Annotated in this window: 18 protein-coding genes; 5 read left to right on the top strand and 13 right to left on the bottom strand. The window is 72.0% G+C overall.

Annotated features, from left to right (window positions below; all coding sequences use genetic code 11):
* The first annotated feature begins 40 nt into the window (after window positions 1–40).
* Window positions 41–388, top strand: a complete 348-nt coding sequence (locus AB0K21_RS10860; protein WP_030904158.1) for a helix-turn-helix transcriptional regulator — start codon at window positions 41–43, stop codon at window positions 386–388.
* Here AB0K21_RS10860 and AB0K21_RS10855 read toward each other — a convergent pair.
* From AB0K21_RS10855 to AB0K21_RS10845, 3 genes are all read right to left on the bottom strand, one after another.
* Window positions 385–1,179: a DNA-formamidopyrimidine glycosylase family protein gene (locus tag AB0K21_RS10855; RefSeq protein WP_343973777.1), complete on the bottom strand. Its 795-nt coding sequence runs from the start codon at window positions 1,177–1,179 to the stop codon at window positions 385–387. The genes AB0K21_RS10860 and AB0K21_RS10855 overlap by 4 nt on opposite strands.
* Window positions 1,180–1,257: 78 nt before the next feature.
* Entirely contained in the window at window positions 1,258–1,707 is a 450-nt protein-coding gene (locus AB0K21_RS10850) for an Rrf2 family transcriptional regulator (RefSeq protein ID WP_326637143.1), read from the bottom strand.
* Window positions 1,708–1,727: 20 nt separating this feature from the next.
* A complete protein-coding gene (locus AB0K21_RS10845) occupies window positions 1,728–3,392 on the bottom strand; it encodes a condensation domain-containing protein (RefSeq protein WP_364149225.1) in 1,665 nt (554 codons plus the stop codon).
* Window positions 3,393–3,739: 347 nt separating this feature from the next.
* On the opposite strand from AB0K21_RS10845, the gene AB0K21_RS10840 reads away from it, so the two are divergent.
* The gene (locus AB0K21_RS10840) at window positions 3,740–4,918 is read left to right on the top strand and encodes an ROK family protein (protein ID WP_343973764.1); all 1,179 of its coding nucleotides are present in this window, start codon (window positions 3,740–3,742) and stop codon (window positions 4,916–4,918) included.
* A 114-nt stretch (window positions 4,919–5,032) separates the two neighbouring features.
* Here the strand turns inward: AB0K21_RS10840 and AB0K21_RS10835 are convergent, their stop codons facing one another.
* The gene (locus AB0K21_RS10835; RefSeq protein ID WP_364149222.1) at window positions 5,033–6,544 is read right to left on the bottom strand and encodes a glycoside hydrolase family 3 N-terminal domain-containing protein; all 1,512 of its coding nucleotides are present in this window, start codon (window positions 6,542–6,544) and stop codon (window positions 5,033–5,035) included.
* Window positions 6,545–6,713: 169 nt separating this feature from the next.
* Between AB0K21_RS10835 and AB0K21_RS10830 the strand changes: the two genes are divergently transcribed.
* On the top strand, window positions 6,714–7,835 hold the full coding sequence (locus AB0K21_RS10830) for a condensation domain-containing protein (RefSeq protein WP_343982549.1): 1,122 nt from the start codon (window positions 6,714–6,716) through the stop codon (window positions 7,833–7,835).
* Between the two features lie 16 nt (window positions 7,836–7,851).
* On the opposite strand, the gene AB0K21_RS10825 is transcribed toward AB0K21_RS10830, so the two are convergent.
* The 4 genes from AB0K21_RS10825 to AB0K21_RS10810 form a co-directional block, all read right to left on the bottom strand.
* Window positions 7,852–9,306 (bottom strand): glycoside hydrolase family 3 N-terminal domain-containing protein, encoded by a 1,455-nt coding sequence (locus AB0K21_RS10825; protein ID WP_343982546.1) that lies wholly within the window; start codon window positions 9,304–9,306, stop codon window positions 7,852–7,854.
* Between the two features lie 108 nt (window positions 9,307–9,414).
* The gene (locus AB0K21_RS10820) at window positions 9,415–10,296 is read right to left on the bottom strand and encodes a carbohydrate ABC transporter permease (RefSeq protein WP_343982544.1); all 882 of its coding nucleotides are present in this window, start codon (window positions 10,294–10,296) and stop codon (window positions 9,415–9,417) included.
* Window positions 10,293–11,306: a sugar ABC transporter permease gene (locus AB0K21_RS10815; protein ID WP_343982541.1), complete on the bottom strand. Its 1,014-nt coding sequence runs from the start codon at window positions 11,304–11,306 to the stop codon at window positions 10,293–10,295. The genes AB0K21_RS10820 and AB0K21_RS10815 overlap by 4 nt, the downstream gene beginning before the upstream one ends.
* Window positions 11,307–11,308: 2 nt before the next feature.
* A complete protein-coding gene (locus AB0K21_RS10810; protein WP_343982538.1) occupies window positions 11,309–12,646 on the bottom strand; it encodes an extracellular solute-binding protein in 1,338 nt (445 codons plus the stop codon).
* 207 nt (window positions 12,647–12,853) lie between these two features.
* Between AB0K21_RS10810 and AB0K21_RS10805 the strand changes: the two genes are divergently transcribed.
* Window positions 12,854–14,026: an ROK family transcriptional regulator gene (locus AB0K21_RS10805; RefSeq protein ID WP_343982535.1), complete on the top strand. Its 1,173-nt coding sequence runs from the start codon at window positions 12,854–12,856 to the stop codon at window positions 14,024–14,026.
* Between the two features lie 158 nt (window positions 14,027–14,184).
* Complete coding sequence (locus tag AB0K21_RS10800) at window positions 14,185–14,829, top strand: M15 family metallopeptidase (RefSeq protein WP_364149219.1); 645 nt, start codon at window positions 14,185–14,187, stop codon at window positions 14,827–14,829.
* 63 nt (window positions 14,830–14,892) lie between these two features.
* Here AB0K21_RS10800 and AB0K21_RS10795 read toward each other — a convergent pair whose 3' ends face one another.
* The 5 genes from AB0K21_RS10795 to AB0K21_RS10775 all read right to left on the bottom strand — a co-directional run bounded on the left by AB0K21_RS10795 (window position 14,893) and on the right by AB0K21_RS10775 (window position 24,972).
* On the bottom strand, window positions 14,893–16,731 hold the full coding sequence (locus tag AB0K21_RS10795; protein ID WP_343982529.1) for a N,N-dimethylformamidase beta subunit family domain-containing protein: 1,839 nt from the start codon (window positions 16,729–16,731) through the stop codon (window positions 14,893–14,895).
* A 112-nt stretch (window positions 16,732–16,843) separates the two neighbouring features.
* A complete protein-coding gene (locus AB0K21_RS10790; protein ID WP_364149216.1) occupies window positions 16,844–18,202 on the bottom strand; it encodes a condensation domain-containing protein in 1,359 nt (452 codons plus the stop codon).
* A gap of 29 nt (window positions 18,203–18,231) precedes the next feature.
* The gene (locus AB0K21_RS10785) at window positions 18,232–18,528 is read right to left on the bottom strand and encodes an acyl carrier protein (RefSeq protein ID WP_364149214.1); all 297 of its coding nucleotides are present in this window, start codon (window positions 18,526–18,528) and stop codon (window positions 18,232–18,234) included.
* A 2-nt stretch (window positions 18,529–18,530) separates the two neighbouring features.
* Window positions 18,531–18,704: an MbtH family protein gene (locus AB0K21_RS10780; protein ID WP_350913117.1), complete on the bottom strand. Its 174-nt coding sequence runs from the start codon at window positions 18,702–18,704 to the stop codon at window positions 18,531–18,533.
* A 1-nt stretch (window position 18,705) separates the two neighbouring features.
* Window positions 18,706–24,972, bottom strand: a complete 6,267-nt coding sequence (locus AB0K21_RS10775) for an amino acid adenylation domain-containing protein (RefSeq protein ID WP_364149212.1) — start codon at window positions 24,970–24,972, stop codon at window positions 18,706–18,708.
* Window positions 24,973–25,281: the final 309 nt, after the last annotated feature.

Genomic DNA, 25,281 nt, shown 5'->3' with positions numbered 1-25,281 from the left:
GAGTGTCGCGAAGGCATCCGCGCCGGGGAGGGAGCGACAGATGGTCCTGCTGCGTCAGCTGCTCGGTGACGTGCTGCGGCGGCTGAGGGTGCGGCAGAGTCGCACCCTGCGTGAGGTGTCCACACTGGCTCGGGTTTCTCTTGGCTACTTGTCCGAGGTGGAGCGTGGCCAGAAGGAGGCCTCTTCAGAGCTGCTCGCGTCGATTTGCGGTGCCCTGGGCGTGCCGCTTTCACAGGTTCTCCGTGAGGTCTCCGACCAGTTCGCGTTGGCCGAACTCCAGCACGCCCCGGTGCTGGCGGGCGATGTCCCCGAGCGGGAGCGTCTGCCGATTCCCGAGACCGTGCCCGACTCCGTCTTTCCCGAGGTCAACGACATGGTCGCCGCCTAGCCGGTCGGTTCTTCCGGCTGGCAGTGACGGCACCAGACGATCAGCCGTTCCTGCGGCTGTGCGCCCATCTCCCCGCGACTGATCCGATGCCCGCAGCGCAGGCAAGGCCGCCCGGCCCTGCCGTAGACCCAGGTGCCCCGTCCCGGACGGGGGTCGCCCGTCGTGGTCCTGTTCGGGCGCTCCTTGTTCGCGTCCATCAACCGTCGCGCTAGCGAAACGATCGCCTCCAGATCCTTTACCGCACCCACCGGTCGCCACGGCCACACCCCGGTGAGAAAAAGCGTCTCGGCGCGATAGATGGTGCCGATTCCCGCCAGGTTGCGCTGATCGAGCAGCGCGACCCCGATGCTCGTCTCAGGCCGCCGGGCCAGCCGCCGTACGGCTTCGGCCTCGTCCCAGTCACCTCCGAGCAGGTCGGGTCCGAGATGCCCGACGAGTCGTTCCTCCTCCTCGGCGCGTACCAGGTCGACCATGCCCAGCCGGACCCCCACCGCCTGCCACTCCGCGTTGGCCAGCACCAGGCGGACGACGTCGCCCCGGGGCAGTCCTCCCCGCCCCGAGGGCGAGATCTGCCAGCTCCCGTCCATCCTCAGATGGGTGTGGACGGTCAGGCCGCCTTCGACGCGGGTGAGCAGGTGCTTGCCGCGTGAGACGGTCTCCAGCACCGCACGCCCGGTGAGATCGGCCGTGGAGTGGCGCGGCACCCGGAAGTCCGAGCGGATCAGCGTCCGCCCGTCGAGTGCCCGGCCGAGGCGCAGTGCGGCCTGGTGGACGACATCACCCTCGGGCACGGCACCCGCCGGGAGACACGTGCCGGCCGCGGGCGGGCGGTACCGGCACGATCACGGGGGATGTCGCGGGCGGCACGGTCAGTCCCAGGCCGCGGGGTCGGCTGACAGGCTGCGAACCCGCTCGGGCAGGGCCCCGGTGGCCACGTTCTCAAGCGTGACCTCCTCCAGGATCGCCCGCTCACTGGCGCGCAGTGCGATCCAGACCTGCTGCAGCGACTCGGCGGGACCCCGGTAGCCGACGTGCTCGGGCCGTTCCCCCCTGACGTTGGCGAGCGGGCCGTCAACGGCACGGATCACATCGGCCAGGCTGATCTCGGCGGGCGGGCGGGCCAGCACGTAGCCCCCCTCGGGACCGCGCTGGCCGCGGACCAGCCCGGCGCGGCGCATTTGGAGCAGGATGTTCTCAAGATACTTGGGAGGCATGTCCTGCTCTTTGGCCAGCTCCCCTACCGTGGTGGGGCCGTCACCTGCGGCGGCGAGTTCGGCGGCGGCACGGAGGGCATAGTCGACACGAGCGGATAGGCGCATGTAACCGATTATCCCGCCTGCTATTGGTTACTTACGCGCGAGGGGCACCGAGACGTCGAAGGACGTCCGTCGCCCTCGGTGAGGACGGGGCCGTAAGGCGACGCGCCGGTGGGTGCCGGGGCGTGCACGACGTAGCGGTGGGGGGCCATCGCGGCGGTGCGGCCCGGCAGCAGGGCGAGGCAGGCCGCGTGGATCTCCTCGGCGGTTCCCGAGGTGACGTGGCAGGTCAGGAGCCCGTCCGGGGTGTGTGTCACGAGATGAGGTCCTCCCTGGACCGCCTCACCGACGAGCCGCTCCACCGCGCGGAGGCTCACCCAGCAGGAGTCGGTGTAGATCCAGTCCGCATCACGCTCGATAGGCGAAATTCCCGATATATTCGTAATGTCGCAAGCTTGGACGTCCCCGTCTCCGGCCGCGATCAGGAGCCGGGCGAGCCCGGTCCCGAAGCCCTCCGCCTGCTCCCGGTTCATCACTCGCGGATCGATCCAGAGCGTCAGGTCCACCACCTCCGTCAGCTGGTTGGCCCAGAGTGCGAGGTGTGCGGGAAGCGAGGCCTCCGGTAGCCAGTCGCACTCGACCTCGGCGGCGGGCGCCGGTTCCGGCGCGGAGCCGATGACACCGCTCATGTCGTTGAAGACGCAGTCACGGGCGAAGTTCACACCCCGCTCGGCGTTGACCGCCTCGATCACCTCCCAGAGCGCCGTGGAGTCGAAACGGCTGTGCTGGTATCCGGAGAGGGAGGCGCCGCGGAAGCGGCGGACGGCCTCGTCGAAGGTGCGGACGTCCAGCTCCGCGGTGATCAGCGCGTCCTGGGCCAGCGGCCCGACGTAGTCACGCAGCTCGGGCCGTACCCGGTTGCTCGCCAGCGACGCGATCACGCAGGTCCGCTGTGTGTTCCACAGGCCGATCAGGACGCCCAGCGCGGCGAGTGTGATCGCCGAGCGGCTGGCCCCCGTGCGGCTCGCGACGGCTTCCAGCGCCTTGGCCGCCGGCGCCGAGCGGACCCGCAACCGGGGCCGGATCGCGTCGGCGTCGGCGGTCTCGTCGACCGTGAACATCGACTGCGGTGCCCGCCGCAGGCCGTCCTCCCAGTGCCGCAGCGCCGCCTCGGTCCGGCGCAGGGCCACCGGGGTGCCCTCGGCGGTCGCGAGGTCCAGCGGCTGCATCGGGTACGGCGCCGGTACGGCGACTCCCCGGATCAGGCGCTCCCACTCCCGCATGAGGATGGCCAGGCCGATGGCGTCGACCGAGGTGTGGGGCAGGACGAACACCACCAGGCGAGGCTCCCCGTCCTCGGTGATCACGGCGACCCTGATCGGAAGCTCGCCCTCCAGATCGAATCGGGTGCCCTGCATCCGCAGGCCCACATCCTCGGCGACCTCGTCCGCGAGGCCGGTCCCGGCGCCGTGCACCTCGACGGGCAGCGAGCCGGAACCGGCCACGACCTGGACGCCGGAGTGGATGGTGGCCCGCAGTCCCTCGTGCCGGGAGAGCAGCCGTCCGATCGCCTCGGCGACGGCGGGCAGGGACCTCCTCCCGGGGACGCGCTTGGTGACGCGGAAGTTCATGTGCAGCGGTGGGTCGCGGAGCACGCAACGCGCCATGTTGGCCTGGCCCATGGTCACGGGCCCCCGCCGGGCCTGTGGCCCCGTGTAGTCGGCCGTGATCCTCGGGACGGTATCCATGTCGAGACCTGCCTCGTCACCGGTCGGCAAGGGGCTTACTGAAAAGAATCTTTACCATTTCTGGGAGTGTTCCACGCACCGTGTCGACGTCGCAAGCCCTTGATTTTCTGGATTCGCGGTGGTTCGCCACGCCTGGGCGGCGGTGCGCGGGCGGCGTGCGAAAACCGGAGAGGCCCGTCCTGGAGGACGTGACCGCGAACGGGGGTGCGGCGCGGCGGGGGCCCTCGCGGCACCTCCGCCGGGCCTCCGCCGGGCTAAACTATCGGGAAGTCTTATTAATGAATAGAACCGTTATTCTTGCTTGAATGTAATTGCGACAGGGAAACGGCGAACAAGAGAGCATGCGTATGGAGCGACGTCCTGGCGTGCCCAGGCTATTGAGGGAGATCAACGACAGGGCCGCCCTGGAGTTGTTGCTCGCCTCCGGGCCGCTGACACGGGGGCAGATCGGGGAGCTCACGGGTCTTTCCAAGGTGACGGCCTCCCAGACGCTCGCCCGCCTGGAAGGCCGTGGCCTGGTGGAGGTGGCGGGGGAGCAGGCGGGGGGACGCGGGCCTAATGCCGCGCTTTATGGGATTATTTCCTCCTCGGCCTATGTGGCGGGCCTGGATGTCGGCCCGGAATTCGTCACGACCGCCATCGCGGATATCCATGGGGAGATCATCGCCGAAGTGCGGGTGGCGCCGAACGGGCATGAGGATCCGGTCGCCCTCGTGCACAGCGGGGTGGTCAAGGCCTGCCGGTCCGCCAAGGTCGCGCTCTCCAAGCTGCGCGCGGTCGTCATCGGCACTCCGGGCGTGGTCGACCCCCGCACCGGCGACGTGCGGTTCTCCTTCGACCTGCCGGGCTGGCACGAGGGCATCCACGAGGCGCTCGCCCGTGACCTGCGCCGCGACGTCAGGATAGAGAACGACGTGAACCTCGTCGCCATCGCCGAGCGCACCCTGGGCGCCGCCCGGGAGGTCGACGACTTCGTGCTCCTGTGGGTGGGCCGCGGCATCGGCCTCGGTGTCGTGCTCGGCGGGCGGCTGCACCGCGGCCGGTCCGGCAGCGCGGGCGAGATCGGCTATCTGCCGGTGCCCGGCGTGCCGCTGGCCGAGGACGTGCGGGCCGTGCCGGGCAGGCTGCCGTCGCTCGCCGGTGGCCTGCAGTCCCTGGTCAGCGCCGAGGCGGTCGCCGAACTCGCCGCGACGTACGGTTTCGAGGGGGAGAGCGCCGCCGAGTGCGTCGCGGCGGCGGTCGCGGCGGGGGAGCGGGGAGAGCCTCTGATCGACGACATCGCCGGGCGGCTGGCGCTGGGCGTGGCGTCGGTGTGCGTCGTGCTCGACCCCGGGCTCGTGGTGCTCGCCGGCGAGGTCAGCAGGGCCGGAGGTGACGCGCTCACCTTCAGGATCGAGGAGGCGGTGGCCAGGAGCTGCCCGGTCCGGCCGCAGGTGGTGGCCAGCGAGGTGACCGGCAACCCGGTGCTGCGCGGGGCCGTCATCGCGGCTCTGGAACAGGCCCGGGAAGAGATCTTCGCCTCCTGAGACGGGTTTTGTGGATCTTCACCCGCGCTGCGGACCGGCCGGACGGACGTCCCGCGAGGCGGAGGAGGAGCTCATGACGGAGTCGCGGGCGACGACAACGCCGCAGAACGCGCTCTAGTCCCGCGGCCGGTGGTGGCCCGCCAGGATTTCGGCGGCGGCCCGGCCCGAGGCGGCGGTCGCACCGTGGGTGGTGATGTGCGTGGCACCGGGGGTGGCCGGACCCGGCAGGCCCATCTCCACCACGATCGCGTCGGGGCGGCGTGACAGCAGGGCGCCCAGGCGGTCCGCGACCCAGGCGTGCCGGTGGGCGTCGCGGACCACGACCACCAGCGGGCGCCCGGCGGCGGGAGGCGGGAGCGCGTCTTCGGCGCCGAGCCGGAGAGCCGTCGTGCCCGGCAGCAGTGCGGCCAGCGGCGAGGCGACACCCCACGGGGTGGCACGGTCGACGGCGATGTTCGTCTCGGAGACGAGTTCGATCACCTGCGGCGCCGAGGGCAGCGGGAGCCCGTCGCCGCGGACCCGCAGGGCCCGCCTGGCCGCGGCGAGGCCGGCGGGTCCGCCGTCCGGGGCCGCCGCCCCGGCCGTCCGGCGCCGCGCGGCGGACCAGGCGGCCAGGCTGCGAACCCGGGAGGCGGCCTCGGCCAGGCGTTCCTCGGGAAGGGTGCCGTCGGCCACCGCGGTCATGATGGCGTTGCGGATGAAGCCGACCACTCCGGGCCCCTTGCGCTCACCGCCCACACAGATCGCGTCGGCTCCGGCGGCGAGGGCGCGGACCGCCGCCCCGGTCACGCCGTACCGCCCGGCGACCGAGGGCATCTCCACGCCGTCCGTCACGATCAGCCCGTCGAAGCCGAGTTCCTCCCTGAGCAGCCCGACCAGGATGCGGCCGCTCATGGTGGCGGGAGAGTCGGGGTCGTAGGCGGGGACGAGCAGGTGGCCGGTCATCACGGCCCGTACCCCGGCCTCGATGACGGCCCGGTAGGGCGGGAGCGTGGTGGCCGCGAGTTCCTCGGCCGAATAGGCGACGGTCGGCAGGTCGTGGTGCGAGTCGACGGCGGTGGCGCCGTGACCGGGGAAGTGCTTGGCGCAGCCGGCCACCCCGGCGGACTGGAGGCCGGTGACCCAGGCGCGGGCGTGCCGGGCGACCAGCCAGGGGTCGGTGCCGAACGCGCGGGTGCCGACGACGGGGTTGTCCAGGTCGGAGTTGACGTCGACCACGGGGGCGTAGTTGAGGTCGATGCCCGCGGCGGCCATGTCCAGCCCGACCTCCCGGGCGATGAGCTCGGTCAGCTCGGGGTCGTCCACCGCGCCGAGTGCGAGGTTGCCGGGGCGCGAGCTGCCGGTGAGCGCCTCCAGCCGGGTGACGTCGCCCGCCTCCTCGTCGGTGGCGATCACCACGTCGGGGTTCTCCGCGCGCAGCGCGGCGGTCAGTGTTCTGACCTGCTCGCCGTCCACGAGGTTCCGGGAGTAGAGCGCGACCCCGCCGAGCCCTTCGGCGAGCCGCCTCCGCAGCCAGTCGGGCGCCTCCACGCCCACGAATCCGGGTTGCAGCACGGTGTCGGCAAGCCGGGCCAGTTCGGGGCTCGCACCATTGGGCCCGCCCGTCCGGCCGCCACGAACGATCATCAACGCCTCCGGCTCGGTTCGTCACACGTCGCTTGTCTCAGGCGTACCACATGTGTAGCATTCAGGATGCATAAATAAACAAGAAACTTTCCTAATAATTTTCTACCGGGCGTGACCCGCGCCCCGGTGCCCACCCGAGGAGAGATCACCTGCGAGGGAGCAGGACAGGATGGCGCACACCCCCTTCGACCTGCGGGGAATCCCGTTGGCGCTGCACCTGAACGGCCCCGTCGACACCCCGGCGCTGCTGGGCGCGTGCGCCGCCGTGGCCGGCAGGCACCCGGTGCTCGGCCGGGTCAGGGTCACCCGTACGGAGTCGACCCCCGAGGGCTACCCCGGGGTCGCGACGGCCGAGGCCACCCGCCCGTTCGACCTGGAGCGCGGTCCGCTCGCCCGGTTCACGCTCGTCAGGGTGGGGCACGAGCGCGTCCGGCTGCTCTTCACCGCGCACGCGCGGGTGTTCGACGCCGGTTCGAAGGACCTCCTGGTCCGCGACCTGGCCGACGCCTACTTCTCGCGTGCGCCCCTTCCACCGCCGGACGGTACGCCGTCCGCGACATGGGACCCGGCGCCGCCCGACGGTGCCGAGGAGTTCTGGAGGAGGCGCGAGCGCGAGCCCGTCGAACCGGTCCTGCCCGGCCTGCGCACCGTCCCGCACGGCACCGGTCCCGGTGAGATCGTCGAGATGGTGCTCGGCGCCGCGGAGTCCGGCGCCCTCACCGAGGCCGCCGCGACTCTCGGCGCGACCAGGTTCGAGCTGCTCCTGGCGGCGGTGGGCGTGCTGCTGCGGGGCTACGGCACCGTCGTCTCGCCGCTCGCCCTCGACCTCGGGACCCGCACCTGCCGGACGCGCGAGCGCATCGGGCCGTTCGTCGCGCGGGTGCCGTTCGCCCCGCATCCCGGCCCCGACGAGGAGTTCCCCGCCTACCTGCGTACGGTCCGGGCCGAGCTCCACGCCATGTACCGGTTCCGGCACGCGCCGCCGGAGCCGCCCGCCGCACCGGTGCTGTTCAGCTACCGCAGGAGGGCGGCCGTCCCGGAGTTCCCCGGTATCGGGGCGGGGGTGGAGTGGACCGTCTTCAACGGGGTGGCCCACGGCGCGCTGCACGTCCAGGCCGTGGACGCGGCGCGGAGTCTCACCCTCGGCCTCCGTTTCAACCCCGCCGTGATCGGTCACGACGATGTGTCCCGGATCGCGGGTCACCTGCGCGCGCTGCTGCGCGCCCTCGCCGTGGAACCCGGCGCGAGGGTCTCGGAACTGCTGGAGCCTTCCCGCCCCGGGCCATCCTAGGGCCCGGGACGGGCGCTCAGACGCCGAGGAGCTCGGCGGCGGCCTGCGCGTTGGCGCGGGCGGCGCCGTAGGTGGCCACGTAGGTCACGCCCTCGGGGCGCCAGATCGGCAGGCCCATCTCGACCACCGTGGTGTCGGGGCGGGCGGCCAGCAGCGCGGAGATCACCGACTTGCTGGCCTCGTAGCGATGGGCGTCCTTGACGACGACGATCAGGGAGCGGCCCGAGGCGCGTTCCAGGATGCCCGGCACGTCGGCGGCCTCCGGTTTGACCCGCAGCACCTCCGCCCGCGGCAGCAGCGGCGTGAAACCCCACGGCACGTCGCCGACCGCGATGGTCGGCGGGGTGTCCACCTCCACCACCAGCGGGTCGACCGGGGGAGGCGCCGAGCCGGTGAGGCTGACCGCGCGGCGGGCGGCGGTGAGGCCGATCACGTCCCGCTCGGCCTCACCCGTGCGGGGCGTGCCGAACCAGGCGCGCAGGGCGGAGGTCCGCTCGGCGGCCTCCTCCAGGCGGGACGTGGGCAGCCGCCCGTCCAGTACGGCGGCGACGATCTCGTCCAGGATCCGGCGGACGTCGTCCTCGGTGGGGATCGGGCCGAGGCAGAGCAGATCGGCTCCGGCGGCGAGGGAGAGCACCGAGCCGCCTGCCAGGCCGTAGGTGTCGGTGACGGCCCGCATGTCGAGGGCATCGGTGACGATCACACCGTCGTAGCCCAGCTCGCCGCGGAGCAGACCGGTCAGGGTGGCGGGGGAGAGCGTCGCGGGAAGCCCGCCGGTGACGGCGGGGACCCGCACGTGCGCGGTCATGATGGACCTGGTTCCGGCCTCGATCGCGGCGCGGAAGGGCACGAGTTCGCGCTCGCGCAGCAGTTCGGCGGAGGCGTCGACGAGCGGGACCTCCAGATGGGAGTCCTGCCGGGTCGCGCCGTGGCCCGGGAAGTGCTTGACACAGGCGGCCACACCGGCCGACTGCAGGCCGTGTACGGCGGCGACGGTGTGCCGGGCGACGAGCGCGGCCTGGGCCCCGAACGAGCGGGTGCCGATCACCGGGTTGTCCTCGGCGGTGTTGACGTCCGCGGACGGGGCCATGTCCAGGTTGACGCCGCACCGGGCCAGGTCGTCGCCGATGGACCGGTAGACCCGCCGGGTGAGCTCGACGTCGTCCACGGCGCCGAGGGCGGCGTTGCCGGGATACGGGCTGCCGACGTGGTAGGCGAGCCTGGTGACGTCGCCCCCCTCCTCGTCCAGCGAGATGACCGGGTCGCTTGTCTCACGCAGCCGGGAGGTGAGGGCGGACAGTTGCGCGGCGTCGGCGACGTTGAAGCCGAAGAGCGTGACGCCGCCGAGACCGTTCGCCAGCTCCCGCAGGACCCACTCGGGTGCCTCGGTGCCCTGGAACGCGGCGAGCAGAGTGCCGGCCGCGAGACGACGCAGCCCCTGATCGCCGCGATCCGCGATGAGCTCAGACATGGCGGTAGGTGTTCCTTACCTGAGATGTAGGGGGAGCGGACATGGAACAGGCAGGGCTGGTACGGCTCGCGCCTTGTGGGTGCGAGCCGTACCAGCACCGATGGGGGATCAGCCCTTGACGGCGCCAGCGACGAGTCCGGAGACCATCCGCCGCTGCACCAGGAGAAAGAAGACGATGACCGGGATGGTCATCAGGGTGGAGGCGGCCATGATGCCGCCCCAGTCCACCGACCGCTGGCTGACGAAGTAGCGCAGCGCCACCGGCATGGTGTAGCTGCCCTGGTCGCCGATGAGCGTCAGCGCGAACACGAACTCGTTCCACGCGGTGATGAACGAGAAGATGCTCGTCGCGACGAGGCCGGGGGCCACCAGCGGGAACAGCACCCGCCAGAAGGTGCTGAACCGGCTCGCGCCGTCGATCCAGGCGGCCTCCTCCAGCTCCTTGGGAACCGCCGCGACGAAGGTGCGCAGCATCCAGATGGCGAACGGCAGCGTCATCGCGACGTTCACCACGATGAGGCCGAGGAGCTGGTCGTACAGCCCGGCCCGCCTGACCATCATGAACAGCGGGATGAGCAGTGCCTCGCCGGGGACCATCTGCACGATGAGCAGCAGGATCAGGAACGAGGTGCGCCCGCGGAAGCGGAAGCGGGCCACCGCGGTCGCCGCCAGCAGCGAGAAGACCGCGCCGATGAGCACGGTGCCGAGGGCCACGATGGAGCTGTTGAGCAGGTAACGCCAGATGGAGTGGCCGGCGACGCCCTCGGTGAAGACCCGCCGCACGTGTTCGAGGGTGGGATCGGTGGGGAAGGGGATGAAGTCCGTCGTGAAGATCTGCTCGCTGCTCTTGAAGGCGGTGCTCACCATCCAGTAGACGGGGAAGACCGCGAACAGGAACACCAGGACGGCCGCGGTGTTCAGGCCGATGGTGCCGAGTCGCTTACGCCGCCGGAGAGCTCCCTGCGGCCCGCGCCTGCCGTACGTCGTCATCGCACGTCCTCCGTCTTCACGATCTGGCGGACGTAGAAGAAGGTGATGAAGAGCAGGATCAGCGTCAGCACCACCGCGATGGCCGCGCCCATGCCCATCTTGGGCGGTGCGCTGAAGGCCTGGGTGAAGGCGAACAGCGACAGGTTGAACGCCTCCCGGTTGGAGGTGCCGCCCGCCAGCACGAACAGCTGGGTGAAGACCTTGAAGTCCCAGATCACCGAGAGCACGGTGAGCACCGCGAAGACCGGCTTCAGCAGCGGGAAGGTGATCTTCCAGAAGATCCGCCATGCGGAGGCGCCGTCCACCCTGGCCGCCTCGTACAGCTCCTTGGAGATGCTCTTCAGCCCGGCCAGCACCGAGACCGCGATGAACGGGAACGACGCCCAGACCACCGCGATGATCAGCACCAGGTAGATGGTGAACGCGTCGTTCAGCCACGGCTCGCCGGTCCAGTCGGAGCGGCCGAACAGCAGGGAGGAGAGCCAGTCGGGCAGCGCGTTGAGCGCCCAGTTGATGACGCCCGACTCCGCGTCGAACAGCCAGCGCCAGATGATCGCGGTGGCGATCTGCGGGGTGGCCCAGGCGGCCATGATGCCGATGATCAGGAAGGTCGACATCTTCTTGCCCAGCTTGTGCAGGAGCAGGCCGACCAGCGTGCCCAGCAGCAGGGTGAGCGCCACCGTGACGACGGCGAAGACCACCGTGTTGCGCAGCGAGGTCCAGAACAACTCGGACTCGATGAGCTTCTGGTAGTTCTCCAGGCCGACGGACTCGGCCGGTACTCCCCGGATCTGCCGCAGTCCCACGTTCTGGAAGGACATGACGACCATCTGGAAGAGCGGGTAGAGCAGCAGGCCCGCGATGACGATCAGGCCGGGGACGAGCAGCGCGTAGGGGACCACCCGGACGGGCAGCCCGCTGGACCTGCGCGGGGGCTTGGCGCCTCGGTGCCCCCGCGCCGGGACGGAGGGGGAGCCCCCGTCCCGGGCGATGGTTGAGGTGTTCGCCATGACTACTGGTTCAGGATCTCTTCGAGTTCCTTGTTGGCGTCGGCCAGCGCGGTGTCGACGTCCTTCTTACCCTCGATGACCGAGCGGGCCGCGCTCTGCAGGACCGCCTTGGTGTCGTTGGCCTCGGCCCAGTTGGTGTCGTTCGGGAAGCCCTTGGCGACCTTGAAGGTCTCGGCGAACGGCGCCTGCACCGGGTCGGACGCGTACTCGGTCAGGGCCTCCGGGTAGAGCGGCAGCAGGCCGCCCTCCTTGGCGTAGCGGGTGCCGAACTCCTTGCCGGCGGCCAGCTTGACGTACTCGGCGGACAGTTCGAGGTTCTTGGTGTCCTTCCAGATGGCGATGTCGTTGCCGCCCTGGAAGGCCGGGGCCGGGCCGCTGCCGTCCTTGGCCGGGAGCGAGAAGAAGGCCATCTTCGAGTCGTCGACCTTGCCGCCGCTCTGCTCCTTGATCGTGGTGATGTCCCAGCCGCCGGTCACGTACATGCCGACCTTGCTGTTGGCGAAGCGGGTCGCGATGTCCACCGAGTTCTGGGTCAGCGCGGACTTGCGCGAGACGCCGTGCTTGGTGACCAGGTCGGTGTAGTACTGGAAGCCCTCCTTGAACCCGGGCTCGGTCAGCTTGCCGACCCACTTGCCGCCCTCGAACGCGGCGAAGTCGCCGCCGGCCGACCAGACGAACGGGGAGAGCGACATGTTGGCGTCGGAGCCGCCGTTGAAGGCGAAGCCGTCGACGTCCTTGCCCTTCTCGGCGACGATCTTCTTGCCCGCCGCGACGAGTTCCTCCCAGGTCTTGGGCACCTCGATCTTCAGGTCCTCGAACCAGTCCTTGCGGTAGAGGACGGCGCGGGTGCCGCCACCCCACGGGGCGGCGTAGATCTTGCCGTCCACCGTCTCGTAGCCCCACAGGTTCTGCGGGATCTGCTGGAAGTCGGGGTTCGCCTTGACGATCTCGGTGATGTCGGTCAGCGCGTCCTGCGCCACCCAGGCGGCGACCTGGTCGTTGCCGAACTCGGTGACGTCGGGGCCCTCGCCGCCGGCGAGCGCGGCGGTCCACTTGGCCTGCGCGTCGGGCCACGGCACCCACTGGAGCTTGACCTCGGCGCCGGTGGTCTCCTTGAACTTGGCGTTCAGGTCGCCCATGAGCTTGTCCTGCTTCTCGTCCGGAGCGCCGAGGCGCCAGACGGTCAGGGTCTGACCTGCGAACTTGGGGCCGGACGCGGCGGGTGCCGACGCGTCGGAGCCGGCGGCCGGGGTGGCGGGCTCGTTGCTGCCACACGCGGCGAGACCCAGGGCGAGGGCGGCCGTGGTGGCCGTCGTGGTGGCGATTCTCGCGAACTTCACTGGAGTTCTCCCTTTCAGGCTTTCGCCGGAGTTTGCACTCATCTGTTATGGCCGGGGCCCCCGCGACCCGTTGCACTCACTGGGAGCTGTCGGAACTGTCGCAACCCGCGGTTCCGATCACTTGCCTGCGGGCTGGCTAGGGTTAAACTAACAAGAAACTTTCTTAAAAGAAACGATCGTTAGCGGATCGTGACGGGGAGGACGGCCTTGTCCACACGCCCGGGAACACCCCGGCTGCTGCGCCAGCTCAACGACCGCGCGGCGCTGGAGCTCCTGCTGTCCAGCGGCCCGCTGACCCGGGCTGAGCTGGGAGAACACACCGGGCTCTCCAAGGTGACCGCGGGTCAGCTGCTCGCCAGGCTCCAGGAGCGAGACCTTGTCGCGGTGGTCGGCGAGCAGGCCGGCGGGCGCGGCCCCAACGCCGCGCTCTACGGGGTGGTGCCCTCCTGCGCGTACGTGGCCGGGCTTGACGTGCTCCCCGACCGGATCAGTGCCGGGATCGCCGACATCACCGGCACACTCGTCGCCGAGGTCTCGGCCGACCCCAGCGGGCACGACGACCCGGTACGGCTGGTGCGCGGTGCGGTCGGCCAGGCGTGCGGGGCCGCGGGCATCGCCGCGGACCGGCTCCGCGCCTTCGTGATCGGCACCCGGGGCGTCGTCGACCCCGGCACCGGCGACGTGCGCTTCTCCTTCGACCTGCCCTCCTGGCACAACGGCGTGCTCGCCGAGCTCCGTCGCGACCTCGGCGTCCCGGTGACGATCGAGAACGACGTGAACCTGGCCGCGCTGGCCGAGCGCGCGCACGGCGCGGCGCTGGGCGTCGACGACTTCGTGCTCGTCTGGGCCGGGGTCGGCCAGGGGCTCGGCGTCATGCTGGGCGGGCGGCTGCACCGCGGTTTCACCGGCGGCGCGGGTGAGATCGGCTGGCTTCCCGTCCCGGGCGAGCCGCTCCCCACCGACGTGAGCGAACCCCAGTCGGGCTCGTTCCAGCGCCTGGTCGGCGGCGACGCCGTGGCCGGGCTCGCGAGCGCCTACGGCATCGGTTCCGTCACCGAGGCGACTCCGGTGGGGGAACGTGTCCGCACGGCCGTCGCGGCGGGCGCCGAGGCGTTCCTGGACGAATTGGCCGGACGGCTGGCGGTCGGCGTCGCCGCGGTCGCCGTGGTCCTGGACCCTGGGTTGATCGTGCTCAGCGGCGACGTCGGCAGGGCGGGAGGGGACGCGCTCGCCGCCAGGGTGCAGGATGCCGTGGCCCGGGTCTGCCCGAGCCAGCCCAGGGTCGTGGTCTCGCGGGTCAGGGGCAACCCCGTACTGCGCGGCGCGCTGGTGTCGGCGTTGCAGCAGGCTCGGGAGCAGGTGTTCTCCGACACCGTCTGATGTCACCGTCTGACGTCCTTCCACCCGGAGGACGCCGGCGGCCGACTGAGCTCCGCTCTGCCGGGAAGGCCGAAGTTGACGATCCGCCGACCAGGCCGTGCCCTCCTTCTGGAGAACCGGGTCTCCAGCCGACGGGTGTTTGGTGAAGAATTGCCGTCATGCGTGACATCGTGCTGATCTCCGACGCCAGAGTCGCCTCGATCCCCGTCGAGGAGTCCGGTGAACCCTTGATCGACGTGCGGGGGCGGTTGGAGACGGACCGGCGCCTCGCCGACGCCGAGGGGGCCTTCGCCCACCTGCGGCTCGGGCTGCTGGACCGGCTGGAGAAGGCGCAGGCGCAGCTTCCTGGGGGATACCGGCTGCTGGTCGTGGAGGGCTACCGGCCACCGGCGACCCAGAAAAAGATCTTCGATGACTACTCGGCGGAGTTGCGGGCGACATTTCCGGAAATGTCGCCCGCGGAGCTCCGGAGCGCGGCGAGCCGCTACGTCTCGCCCGTCGAGATCGCCCCGCACACCGCGGGAGCGGCGGTCGATCTGACCCTGTCCGCCGAGGACGGGACCGAGCTCGACATGGGCACCCCGCTCAACGCCACCCCCGAGCAGAGCGGCGGCGCCTGCTACACCGAGGCCCCGGGCCTGTCCGCCGAGGCCCGTCACCACCGCAGGATCCTCGGTACGGCCCTGGAGACGGCCGGCCTGGTCAACTACCCCACCGAGTGGTGGCACTGGTCCTACGGCGACCGCTACTGGGCCATGACCACCGGCGCCCCCTGCGCCGTCTACGGCCCGGTCTCCGTCTGACGGTCGAAAGGTCCCGCGCGCCGGTGAGGCGCGCCCTACGCGCCCCTTCCGCGGCGGAAGAGGCTACCGGTCCGGCAGGGGCGACCGCCAGCGCAGGTGCCCGCCAGGGGCGGTGCCGATCAGGCGGCCGGCGTGGGCGGTGAGCGTGGTGCTCCCGTCGGCGGGGCAGAGGTCGGCCCACTCGCCGGGGCCCGGCAGCGGCAGCCGGGTGCGGACCCGACCGGCGAGGTCGACGGCGTAGAAGCGGCCGTTCATGGCGGTCATGGCCACCGCGCCCGGGAGTTCGCCCATGTTCTCGTCGGCCGGGATCCACTCCGCGGCGTCCGGGGGCAGGTGCCACAGCCCACCGGCGGTGGTGACGGCCCACAGGTCGCCGTCCACCAGGGCCAGCCCCACCCCGCCCGGCGGGGCGTCGCCGAGGGTGACCCATGGGGCCCTCGTGCCCGGGTCGCGGTAGACGAGACGCCCGTCGCCGGTCAGCCCGTACAGGCCGACGGGCCTGGTGCCGGACGCCTCGCGCGGGGTGGCCATGGCCACGACGCCGCCGCCCGAGTCGATGCGGCGCCAGCGCAGGTTCTGGCCGCCGACGTCCCTGCGGTACAGCGCGTCGTCGGTGCCCACCCCGTACAGCCGCGAGTCGCACGCGGTCAGCGCGCGGATCGAGCCACCGGAGCCGATCACCTCCCAGCCGGAGACGCGGCGGGAGAGCCGGTCGAGCACGTTGCGGGTGATCCGCTCCACCGCCGGGTCGTGCAGGGTGTTTCCCCAGTTCACGGTGGAGGCGGTGAACACGGTCCCGGCGCCGAGGCCGAAGACGCCCATGGTGGCCATGCCGCCCTGGCCGTACCGGTGCCAGTGCCGCAGGTCGGCGGTGGCCAGGATGACGAAGGAGGGCGGGGTGCCGTCCCGCCCGGTGGCCACCGGCACGCCGTCCACCTCGGTGAAGTCGCAGGCATCGGTCTCGTAGCCGATGGCGCCCCTGCCGAAGGTGTCGCCCTCGCCCAGCTTGGTGCCCTCGAACACCCAGTGTTCGGGGAAGCGGACCGTGTAGGACTCCTCGTGCATGAGCCGCATGTACGGACCCCAGGTCCCCGCGCCGTGCCGGAAGCTGACCCCGGTCAGGCCGTTCTCGGGACGGTTCACCGGCGCGCTGGACCACTCGACGGTGGTGAGGGCGGGATTCACCGTGGCCATCGGATCGGCGACCGCGTCGCGGTAGCAGACCATGGTGCGCCCGTCGTCCTCCAGCCGGAACTGCCACCAGCAGGTGTTGCCGGAGAAGACGGCCAGGTTTCCGCCCCGGCCGACGAACTCCTCGACGCTGTCGCGCATCCCCGCCGACCAGTACTCGTCGTGCCCGCTGACCATCAGCAGCCGGTAGCCGGCCAGCAGTTCGCACCCGGAGTGCAGGTCCAGGGCGGAGCAGTAGTCGACGTCGTATCCGGCGGGGCCCAGCCAGCGGATCATGCCCTCCTCCCAGCGCTCGGGCGGCGGCCCGCCGCCCGGCCGGTCGAAGGAGACGCGCGAGGCCCGGGTGGCCTGCTCGGTCCAGTAGATGGACTCGCCGGGAATGCCCGCCCGGTTGTAGGCCTGCCAGGTCGGGAACGGGATCGACAGCAGGATCGGCGAGCCGGCCCTGGCGGCCCGTACCACGAAGTAGACCTCGCAGACACCCTCGTCGGCGGTGAAGATCGCGCGGTAGAGCGAGCTGGGCCAGCCGGCGGAGACGTCGAGCGTCCAGGACGGGCCGGTGAACCCCCCTTCGAGCACCGCCAGGCCCGTGGCCACGTCCTCGATCAGCACCGAGCCGCACAGCGGGGCCCGGGAGGCGCGGGCGAGGTGGAAGCGGAGTGAGCCGCCCTGGACGCAGGACGTCGACTCGGCGTAGGCGTGGACCGTCATCGGGCTCCGGTTCCGGGCAGGAGGCCGGGCGGTGGGCGCCGGCCGGGGTGGGCGTGGACCGTCGTCGGGCACCTCCGGCGGGGAGCGTCCGGGTTCCGGTCCGGGAGAGGAGTCAACCGACGGGCTCCAGCACCTCGCGGAACGCGGCCTCGACCAGCAGGGACTCCAGATCGAGGAGATAGCGTTCCATCGCGGGGCGGGACAGGTGGCGGGTGTCGGCGGTGAGCGAGACGCCCAGCCCGCCGGGCTCGCCGGTCACGTGCAGGCAGAACCGGCAGTTGAGTTTCTCCTGGCTGAGCGGCCAGCCGAGGGTCGTCTCCGCCAGCGCGTCCCGCACGGTCCGCTCGTCGGGGGAGGCGTCCACCTGGTCGGCGAAGCGCATGTCGTTGAAACAGCAGTACGGGTGGATCGGCGTGCCCCGCTCCCGGCTGACCCGCTCGGTGATCCCGTCCCGCTCGGCGGGGTCGTGGTAGGCGGATCGGTAGGCACGCAGCGCGGCGGGCCTGGCCGCGCGCAGCAGCCCGGTGAAGTCGCCCCGGCGCAGGTCCAGCACGAACAGGCCCTCCTGGGAGAGCGTGGTGACGGCGCCGGCCGTGTCGCCGCGGAAGCGGTTGCCCACGATCGGCAGCATCGCGCACACGTCGTGGCCGCTCACCTTCCCGGCGAGTACGGACGCGGCGGCCAGCAGGACCGTCGAGGTGCTCGTGCCGCGCACGGCGGCGATCCGCCGCACCGCCAGGTCCATCGCCCGCGAGACGAGTCGCGCCCGCCAGATCGGCGGATCCGCGGGTGCCTGCTCGCGCCGGTCGAACATGGTCGGCGGGATGCGCCGGTACTCGCTCTCCCAGTGCTCGGCGGCGATCCTCGCGACCTTCAGACCTCGCTCGGAGCCCTGCCAGCGGGCCAGATCCAGCGGTGAGGGCGGGGGCGGGCCCGGCAGGGAGCCGCGCAGCAGGAGCAGCCGCAGATCCGTGACCGCCACCTCGGCCCCGAGGCCGTCGGCGGCCAGATGGCAGAAGACGAGCACGATGTGGGTGACCTCGCCGCGCTCGACGACGAGCCCGATCCGCAGCGGCCACTCGTTCCGGTAGTCGAAGGCGGTCTGTGCCAGCGCGTCCCGCAGCCGCTCGGGGTCGCCCTCGGAGACGGTGACCGGGACGGCCCCGCCGGTCTCCAGCACCTGCCACGGCTCCGGGCCGCCGCTGTCTCCGTACCCGCGAGCGTCCGGGGTACCGTACGGGGGCTCGCCCAGCCTGGTGCGCAGCGACTCGTGCCGTTCCACCAGCGCGCGCAGCACCTCGGCGGCCCGCGCCACGGTGAGCGGTCCGGCCCGCCGGGGCACGGCGAGCACCCGGCCGAAGTTGAAGTAGTGGTCGTCCGGCGCCGTCCTTTGGATCGTGTCCCAGATGGCGCGCTGCCCCCAGGTCAGCGGTGCCGTCCCCGACCGGCTCCCCGAGAACCGGATGTCCATGTGCTCCCCCTGCTGTTAGGAGTCGGAGGTCAGGAGTGCGAGCGCCGTACCTCGTCGATGTGGCGTTCCAGCGCGCCCAGGTCGTCCAGCAGGTCGAGCCCGTCGTCCGACAGGTCGATCTCCACTCCGAACTCGGCCTCCACCGCGTCGATCAGCCGCATCTGCGCCAGGGAGGTGACCCCCAGCGCGGACAGCGGGACCGTGGCGCTCAGTGCCTCCCCGGCCGTGACCGCACCGTCGGACGCCGAGGCCACCATCGCCGCCAGCCGTTCCCTGACCATGACGGTCTCCTCTCGTACGCTCCCCGGCACCACTCGGTCGGACATCTTCAGGACCTCCGCGCGCTGAGCGGGCGCAGGTCGGTCCAGACCCGGTCGATGTGGGCGAGGCAGTCCTCCCTGGTACCCCGGGCGCCCTCGTGCCGCCAGCCGTCCGGCAGGTCCCGGCCGTCCGGCCAGATCGAGTACTGCTCCTCGTGGTTGACCACGACGTGGTAGTCCATCTCAGCTCCCGGTCTCCATGAGGCGCGCGGCCTCCTCGTCGGACAGTTCGGCCAGTTCGGCGACGAGCAGTTCCTCCACCGCCGCCGCGAGGTCGGCCACGGTGCTCCGCGCGAACAGGGTGCGGATCGGCACGTCCACCTCGACGGCGGCACGGAGCCTGGCGACGGCGCGGGTGGCCAGCAGCGAGTGGCCGCCCAGCGCGAAGAAGTCGTCGAAGGCGCCGACCTCCTTGATGCCCAGCACCTCGCCGAAGATCTCGGCCACCAGTTCCTCGGCGTCGCCGCGCGGGGCGGTTCTCGTCCGTGGGCCGGCCTCGGGCGCGGGCAGCGCGGCCCGGTCGAGCTTGCCGTTCCCGGTCAGCGGCAGGGTCGTGAGGTTCACCCAGAGCGTGGGGACCATGTGGGCGGGCAGCGCCCCGGCCAGGTATCCGGCCAGTTCCTCGCCGCCGGCCGTGCCGACGACGTAGCCGACCAGGGTCTCCCGGCGCACCGCCACCGCGGCCTGGCCGACACCGGGGTGGGTCAGCAGCCACGCCTCGATCTCGCCGGGCTCGATCCGGAAGCCGCGGACCTTGACCTGGTCGTCGAGGCGGCCGAGGAACTCCAGCCGCCCGTCGGACCGCCAGCGCGCCAGGTCGCCGGTCCGGTAGATCCGTTCTCCGCGCAGGACGGGGAAGCGCTCGGTGGTGAGGCCCGGCCTGGCGAGGTAGCCGGTGGCCACCCCGGCCCCGCCGACGCAGAGCTCACCGGGGGCTCCCGGCGGGACCTCCTGGCCGGCGGCGTCCAGGAGCAGGACCGAGGTGTCGGCGATCGGGACGCCGATGGGCGGCCGTCCCGGGGAGCCGTCCAGCTCGGCGGCGGTGGCGATGATCGTCGCCTCGGTCGGGCCATAGGTGTTGACCAGCCGTGTCCGGTCGCCGAAGCGCCGGCGCCAGCGGGCCACGGCCGCCTCGTGCACCTGCTCGCCGCCGAGGATCACCAGGCGCAGGGTCGGCGGCCAGGCGATCTCGTCGATGTCGTCGACCAGCGCGTGCCAGTAGGCCGTGGGCAGGTCGAGCACGGTGACCTGGTCGAGGTGGTCGGGCAGGGTGACGCCGCCCTCGGGCAGCAGCTCCAGCCGGGCCCCGGCGGCCAGCGCCGGGTAGATCTCCTCGGCGTGGGTGTCGAAGCTCAGCGAGGCGAACTGGACCATCCGGTCGCCCGGACCCAGCCCGTACGCCTCGCGCATCCATGCGACGCGGGCGGCCAGGTTGCGGTGCGAGACCACGACCCCCTTCGGCGTTCCGGTGGACCCGGAGGTGTAGATCACGTAGGCGGCCCCGCCGTCCGGTGCCGCCGGATCGGCGGGCCGGCCGGCCTCCGGAGCGGGGGGCCGGTCGTCCAGCTGGACGACCGGGGTGGTGGGGGGCAGCCGGTCGCGCAGGGCCGCCGAGGTGAGGACGAGGCGGGTGGCGCTGTCGTCCAGCATGAAGGCGAGCCGTTCGGCGGGGTGGTCCGGGTCCAGCGGCAGATAGGCCGCCCCGGCCCGCCAGACCGCGAGCAGGGCCGCGACGGCGTCGGGCGATCTGTCCAGGCAGACGCCGACCACATCGCCACCGGTGACGCCGTGCCCCCGCAGCAGCGCGGCCAGCTCGTCGGCGCGGGCGTCCAGCCCGGCGTAGCCGAGCGTGGCACCTCCGCAGCCGATCGCGACCGCGTCCGGCGTGTCGCGTACGGTCGCCGCGAACAGGTCGGGCACCGAGGCGGCGGTGGGCCGCACCGGGCCGCGGGAGAGGCGCAGGAGCAGGGCGTCGTCGTCCTCGGTGCGCAGCGGCAGCTCCGAGACGCGGTCGCCGGACGCGCCGGGCAGCGCGGTGAGCAGCAGGTGGAACCGTGCGGCCATGGCCTCGACCGTGGCCCGGTCGAAGAGCTCGGCGTCGTAGGCGAAGCTGAGCATGAGCTCGTGCTCGTCCTGCCATGCCTCCAGCATCAGCTCCAGCTTGGCCTGCCGCATGCCGTGCTCGAACACCGTGGCGGTCAGCCCGCCGAAGGCGTCGCGGGCCTGCCCGGAGTCCTGCGTGTGCAGGATGAGCATGGTCTGGAACAGCGGTGTGCGGGTGAGGTCGCGCTCGCCCCCCAGGGCCCGCACCAGCTCCTCGAACGGCACGCCGCGGTGCGAGAAGGCGTCCAGGACACCGGTCCTGGTCTCCCGGAGCAGGTCCGAGAAGACGGGGTCGGCCGACAGGTCGCCGCGCATGACCAGGGTGTCGCTGAGATAGCCGACGACCGGTTCGAGCTCGACCCGGTCCCGGCCGGCGGTGGCCGTACCGACGAGGATGTCGCTCCGGCCGCTGTGCCGGGACAGCAGAACCTGGTAGGCGGCGAGCAGGACCATGAACATGGTGGCGCCGTGCTCCCTGCCCAGCCAGGCCAGGGCGGCGGCCTCGGCCTCGTCCAGCCGGACGGTGACCACCTCGCCGCGCCTGGCGGCCCCGGCGGTGCGCGGCCGGTCGACCGGCAGGTCCAGCGGGGTGGGGCCGGCGAGCCTGTCCCGCCAGTAGCCGAGCAGGCCGCCGAGGTCGCGCTCGCGCTGCCAGCGGGCGACGTCGCCGAACTGGAGCGGGACCGGGGGCAGGGCGGTGTCGCCGGAGTACAGGCGTGACACCTCGTCGAAGACGAGGTTGAGCGACCAGCCGTCGCCGAGGATGTGGTGGAGCACGACGCACAGGACGTGGTCGTCCTCGGCGATCCGGATCAGCGCGACGCGCAGGGGCGGCCTGGCGGCCAGCTCGAAGGGCGCGTTGGTCAGCGCCGAGACCAGTTCCTGTGCCTCGGCCTCGTCCGCGGCGTTCGTCTCGTCGAGGGCCACGGGACCCGGTGGATCGATGACCACGACCGGCACGCCGTCCACCTCGGGGAAACGGGTGCGCAGGCTCTCGTGGCGGGCGACCGCGCCCGCCAGGGCGCGGGCCAGGGCGTCCCGGTCCAGCGGCCCGCGCAGCCGCCTGACCAGGCACATGTTGTACGACGCGTCGTCTCGGTCGAGCCGGTTGAGGAACCAGAGCCGTTCCTGGCCGAAGGAGAGCGGCGGAGCGGTTCCCTCGGGCCTCGGGCGCGGCCCGTCGCTCTCGCGGGCCGCGACGCCGAGGCCGGACCCCGCTTTCGCGACCGGGACGCCGGGGTCGGGCAGCAGTTCCGCCAGCCCGGCGACCGTCGGCCGGGTGAACACCTCGCGGACGGGAATCTCCGTTCCGGACAGCGCCGCCAGCCGTGAGGTGACCATGGTGGCCAGCAGCGAGTGCCCGCCCAGGGTGAAGAAGTCGTCGTGCGCCCCGACCTTCGCCGTCCCGAGCACCTCGGCGAAGACCTGGGCGACCATCCGCTCGGCGGGGGTGCGGGGGGCGGTCGTGTCCCGTGCGGGCGTCCCGTCCACCTCGGGAAGCGCGTTGCGGTCGACCTTCCCGTTGGGGGTCAGCGGCAACGCCTCCACCTCGACGAACACGCTGGGCACCAGGTAGCCGGGCAGCTCGCGCGCGGCGTGCTCCCCGAGACCGTGGAGCGCTCCGCGGCCGTCCGCTCCTGGCCGCGCGGGCGATGGCGCGGCGGGCACGGTGAAGGCCACCAGCCGGTCCCCGCGCACCGCGACGACCGTCTGCCGCACGCCGGGGTGGGTGTCGAGCACCGCCTCGATCTCGCCGAGTTCGACGCGGTGACCCCGCAGCTTGACCTGGTCGTCGGTACGGCCGAGGAACTCCAGGGTGCCGTCGTTGCGGAGACGGACGCGGTCTCCCGTCCGGTAGTGCCGCGAGCCGCCGGGGGCGGGGACGAAGCGCTCCGCGGTCAGGGCCGGGCGGCCCAGATAGCCGGTGGCCACCCCCGTGCCGCCGATGAGCAGCTCTCCGGCCACCCCGATCGGGCACGGTTCGCCGGCGGGGTCGGTGACCTGGACGACGGTGTTGGCGATCGGGCGGCCGATGACGATCTCGCCGGGATGTTCTGGAACGTCCCAGGCGGTGGACCAGACGGTGGTCTCGGTCGGGCCGTAGACGTTGACGAGCCGGTCGAGGCGCGGGCGGAGCTCGCGGGCGAGCCGGGGCGCGAGCGGCTCACCGCCGGTCAGGCCCACCACGCGCGGCAGGTCCCCGGTGAGCAGGACCCGCCAGCCCGATGGGGTGGCCTGGACGTGGGTCACGCCCTCGTCCCTGATCAGGCGCGCGAGCCGCGAGCCGTCACGGGCCGTCTCCGCGTCGGCGACGACCACCCGGCCACCGGTCACCAGCGGCAGGTAGAGCTCCAGGGCGGAGATGTCGAACGACAGCGAGGTCAGCGCCAGCCACACGTCCCGGGGCTCGGAGCGCAGCAGCGCGCGCATCGCCAGCAGGAGGTTGGTCAGCGCCCGGTGGGGCACCGTCACCCCCTTCGGCCGCCCGGTGGACCCGGAGGTGTAGAGCACGTACGCGGTGTCGCCGGGGCGTGGTCGCGTGATCACAGCAGGGGGCACAGCGGGGGTCACAGCGGGGGTCACAGCAGGGGGCGTGGTGGGGGCCGCGGTCGCCGGGGGAAGGTCGTCGAGGCCGGTCAGGACCAGCGCGGCCGCGGAGTCCTCGATCACGTACGTGACGCGGGCCTCGGGGTAGTCGGGGTCGACGGGCAGGTAGGCCGCGCCGCTCATCGCCACGCCCAGCAGGGCGACGAGCATGTCGACGCCGCGTTCCATCCGGACCGCGACCAGCGAGCCAGGCCCGATCCCGGCCGCGCCCAGCCGCCCGGCGAACTCCGCCGCCCGCCCGGCCAGTTCCGCGTACGTGAGTTCCTCCGCTCCGGATCCGCCCGCCGGCGCGGTGCCGGCGGGCACGGCCCGTACCGCGATCGCGCCCGGGGTCGCCGCGGCCTGTTCGAGCAGCAGGTCGACCAGCGTGATCTCGGGCGTTTCGGTCCCGGTGTCGTTCCACTCCGCCAGCAGGGCGAGCTCGGCGTCCGGCAGCATCCGCAGCGAGCTCACCGGCGAGCCGGGGGCGGCCACCACGGCCGCGAGCAGTTCCTGGAAGCGGGCGACCAGCCGTGCCACGCTCTCGCGGTCGAACAGCTCGGTGCTGTAGATGACGGTGCCGTACAGGTGGCCGTCGTCGCCGGGGGAGAGGTCCATGGACAGATCGAGCCGGGCACGGGACCAGCCGTTGGGGAAGGGCGTGGCGTCGAGGCCGGGCAGGGGCTCGGCCCACTCGCCGTGGGTGTGGAAGGCGAACATGGTCTGGAACAGCGGCGTGCGGCTGAGATCACGTTCCAGGTCGAGGTCCGCCACCAGGCGCTCGAAGGGGATCTCCTGCCGCGAGAGCCCGTCCAGCACCATCCTGCGGGTGCGTCTGAGCAGGTCGTCGAAGGTGGGGTCGCCGGACAGGTCGCAGCGGAGGGCCAGCGTGGTCGCGAGGAAACCGATCATGGTCTCCAGTTCGGTGCTGCCGCGACCGGCCGAGGGGGTGCCCACGCAGAAGTCGCGCTGGCCGGTGTGCCGGTGGAGCAGGACCTGGTAGGCCGCCAGCAGCACCATGAACGGCGTGCACCGGGCACGCCGGGCGAGGGCGCCGATCGAGGCGGCCACATCGGCCTCGATCCGGAAGTCGACCTCGGCGCCCTCGCCGGTCCGCCGGGCGGGGCGCGGCCGGTCGGTCGGCAGTTCCAGGGCGGGCACCCCGGCGAGCCGCTCGGTCCACCAGCGGAGTTCGGAGTCCGCGGGGCGCAGGTCGCGCGCGTACTCGCCGTACTGCAGGGGAAGCTCGGGCAGCGGCGCGCCGCCCCGGCTGCCGTAGTGGACGGCGACCTCGGAGCGGAGCACGTTCAGCGACCAGCCGTCGCCGTTGATGTGGTGCAGGACGACGCAGAGCACGTGCTCCTCGGGGCCGAGCTCGATCAGCGAGACCCGGAACGGCGGCGCGGCGGTCAAGTCGAAGGCCGTGTTGGTGAGGGCGGAGACCAGCGCGGCGGCCTCCCGCGCGTCCCGGGCCGCCAGCCGCTCGACGGCTACCGGCGAGGGCGGGTCGACGATCGCCAGGGGCTTCCCGTCCACCTCGCGGAACCTGGTCCGCAGGCTCTCGTGCCGGGTGGCCACGGCGGTGAACGCGGCCTCCAGGGCGGCCCTGTCAAGGCGACCTTTCAACCTGTAAACATAGGATGTGTTGTAGGTCGAGTCGCCTGGGTCGAGCCGGTGCAGAAACCAGAGCCGCTGCTGGCCGGGTGACAGGGGGTACTCCGTCACCGGCCGGCCGGTTGGAACGGTCTCTGATTGGAACACGCAGGGCTCCTTTTTTGGCCGCGGGCCCGGTCGCTCACGCAATCGCGCTGGAAATTGGTACGCAAAAGGCCCACTCCGCGCATATTTACCCAGTTGGGCGGGCCTCGGGAAAGGTCACTTTCTGGAAAGAAACCTTTCAGTTAGTTCTGGGTGGTCAGTGTTACATCTCCACTCCGAGGGCGCAAGGCCCACTCTCGCGAGGGTTTCGTCCCTCCGGTGAACCTCCGCCAAAGGTCTTGCAAGGCTGTGGCGATCATGTAAGACTGGCGCTCGATTTTGAATAGTAAAGATTCTTTCCTGTATTGCTCT

The sequence above is a fragment of the Streptosporangium sp. NPDC049248 genome (assembly GCF_040678965.1).
Classification (GTDB): Bacteria; Actinomycetota; Actinomycetes; order Streptosporangiales; family Streptosporangiaceae; genus Streptosporangium; species Streptosporangium fukuiense.
The sequence above is the reverse complement of the archived record's forward strand: the minus strand, read 5'-3'. Positions and strand labels throughout refer to the sequence as shown.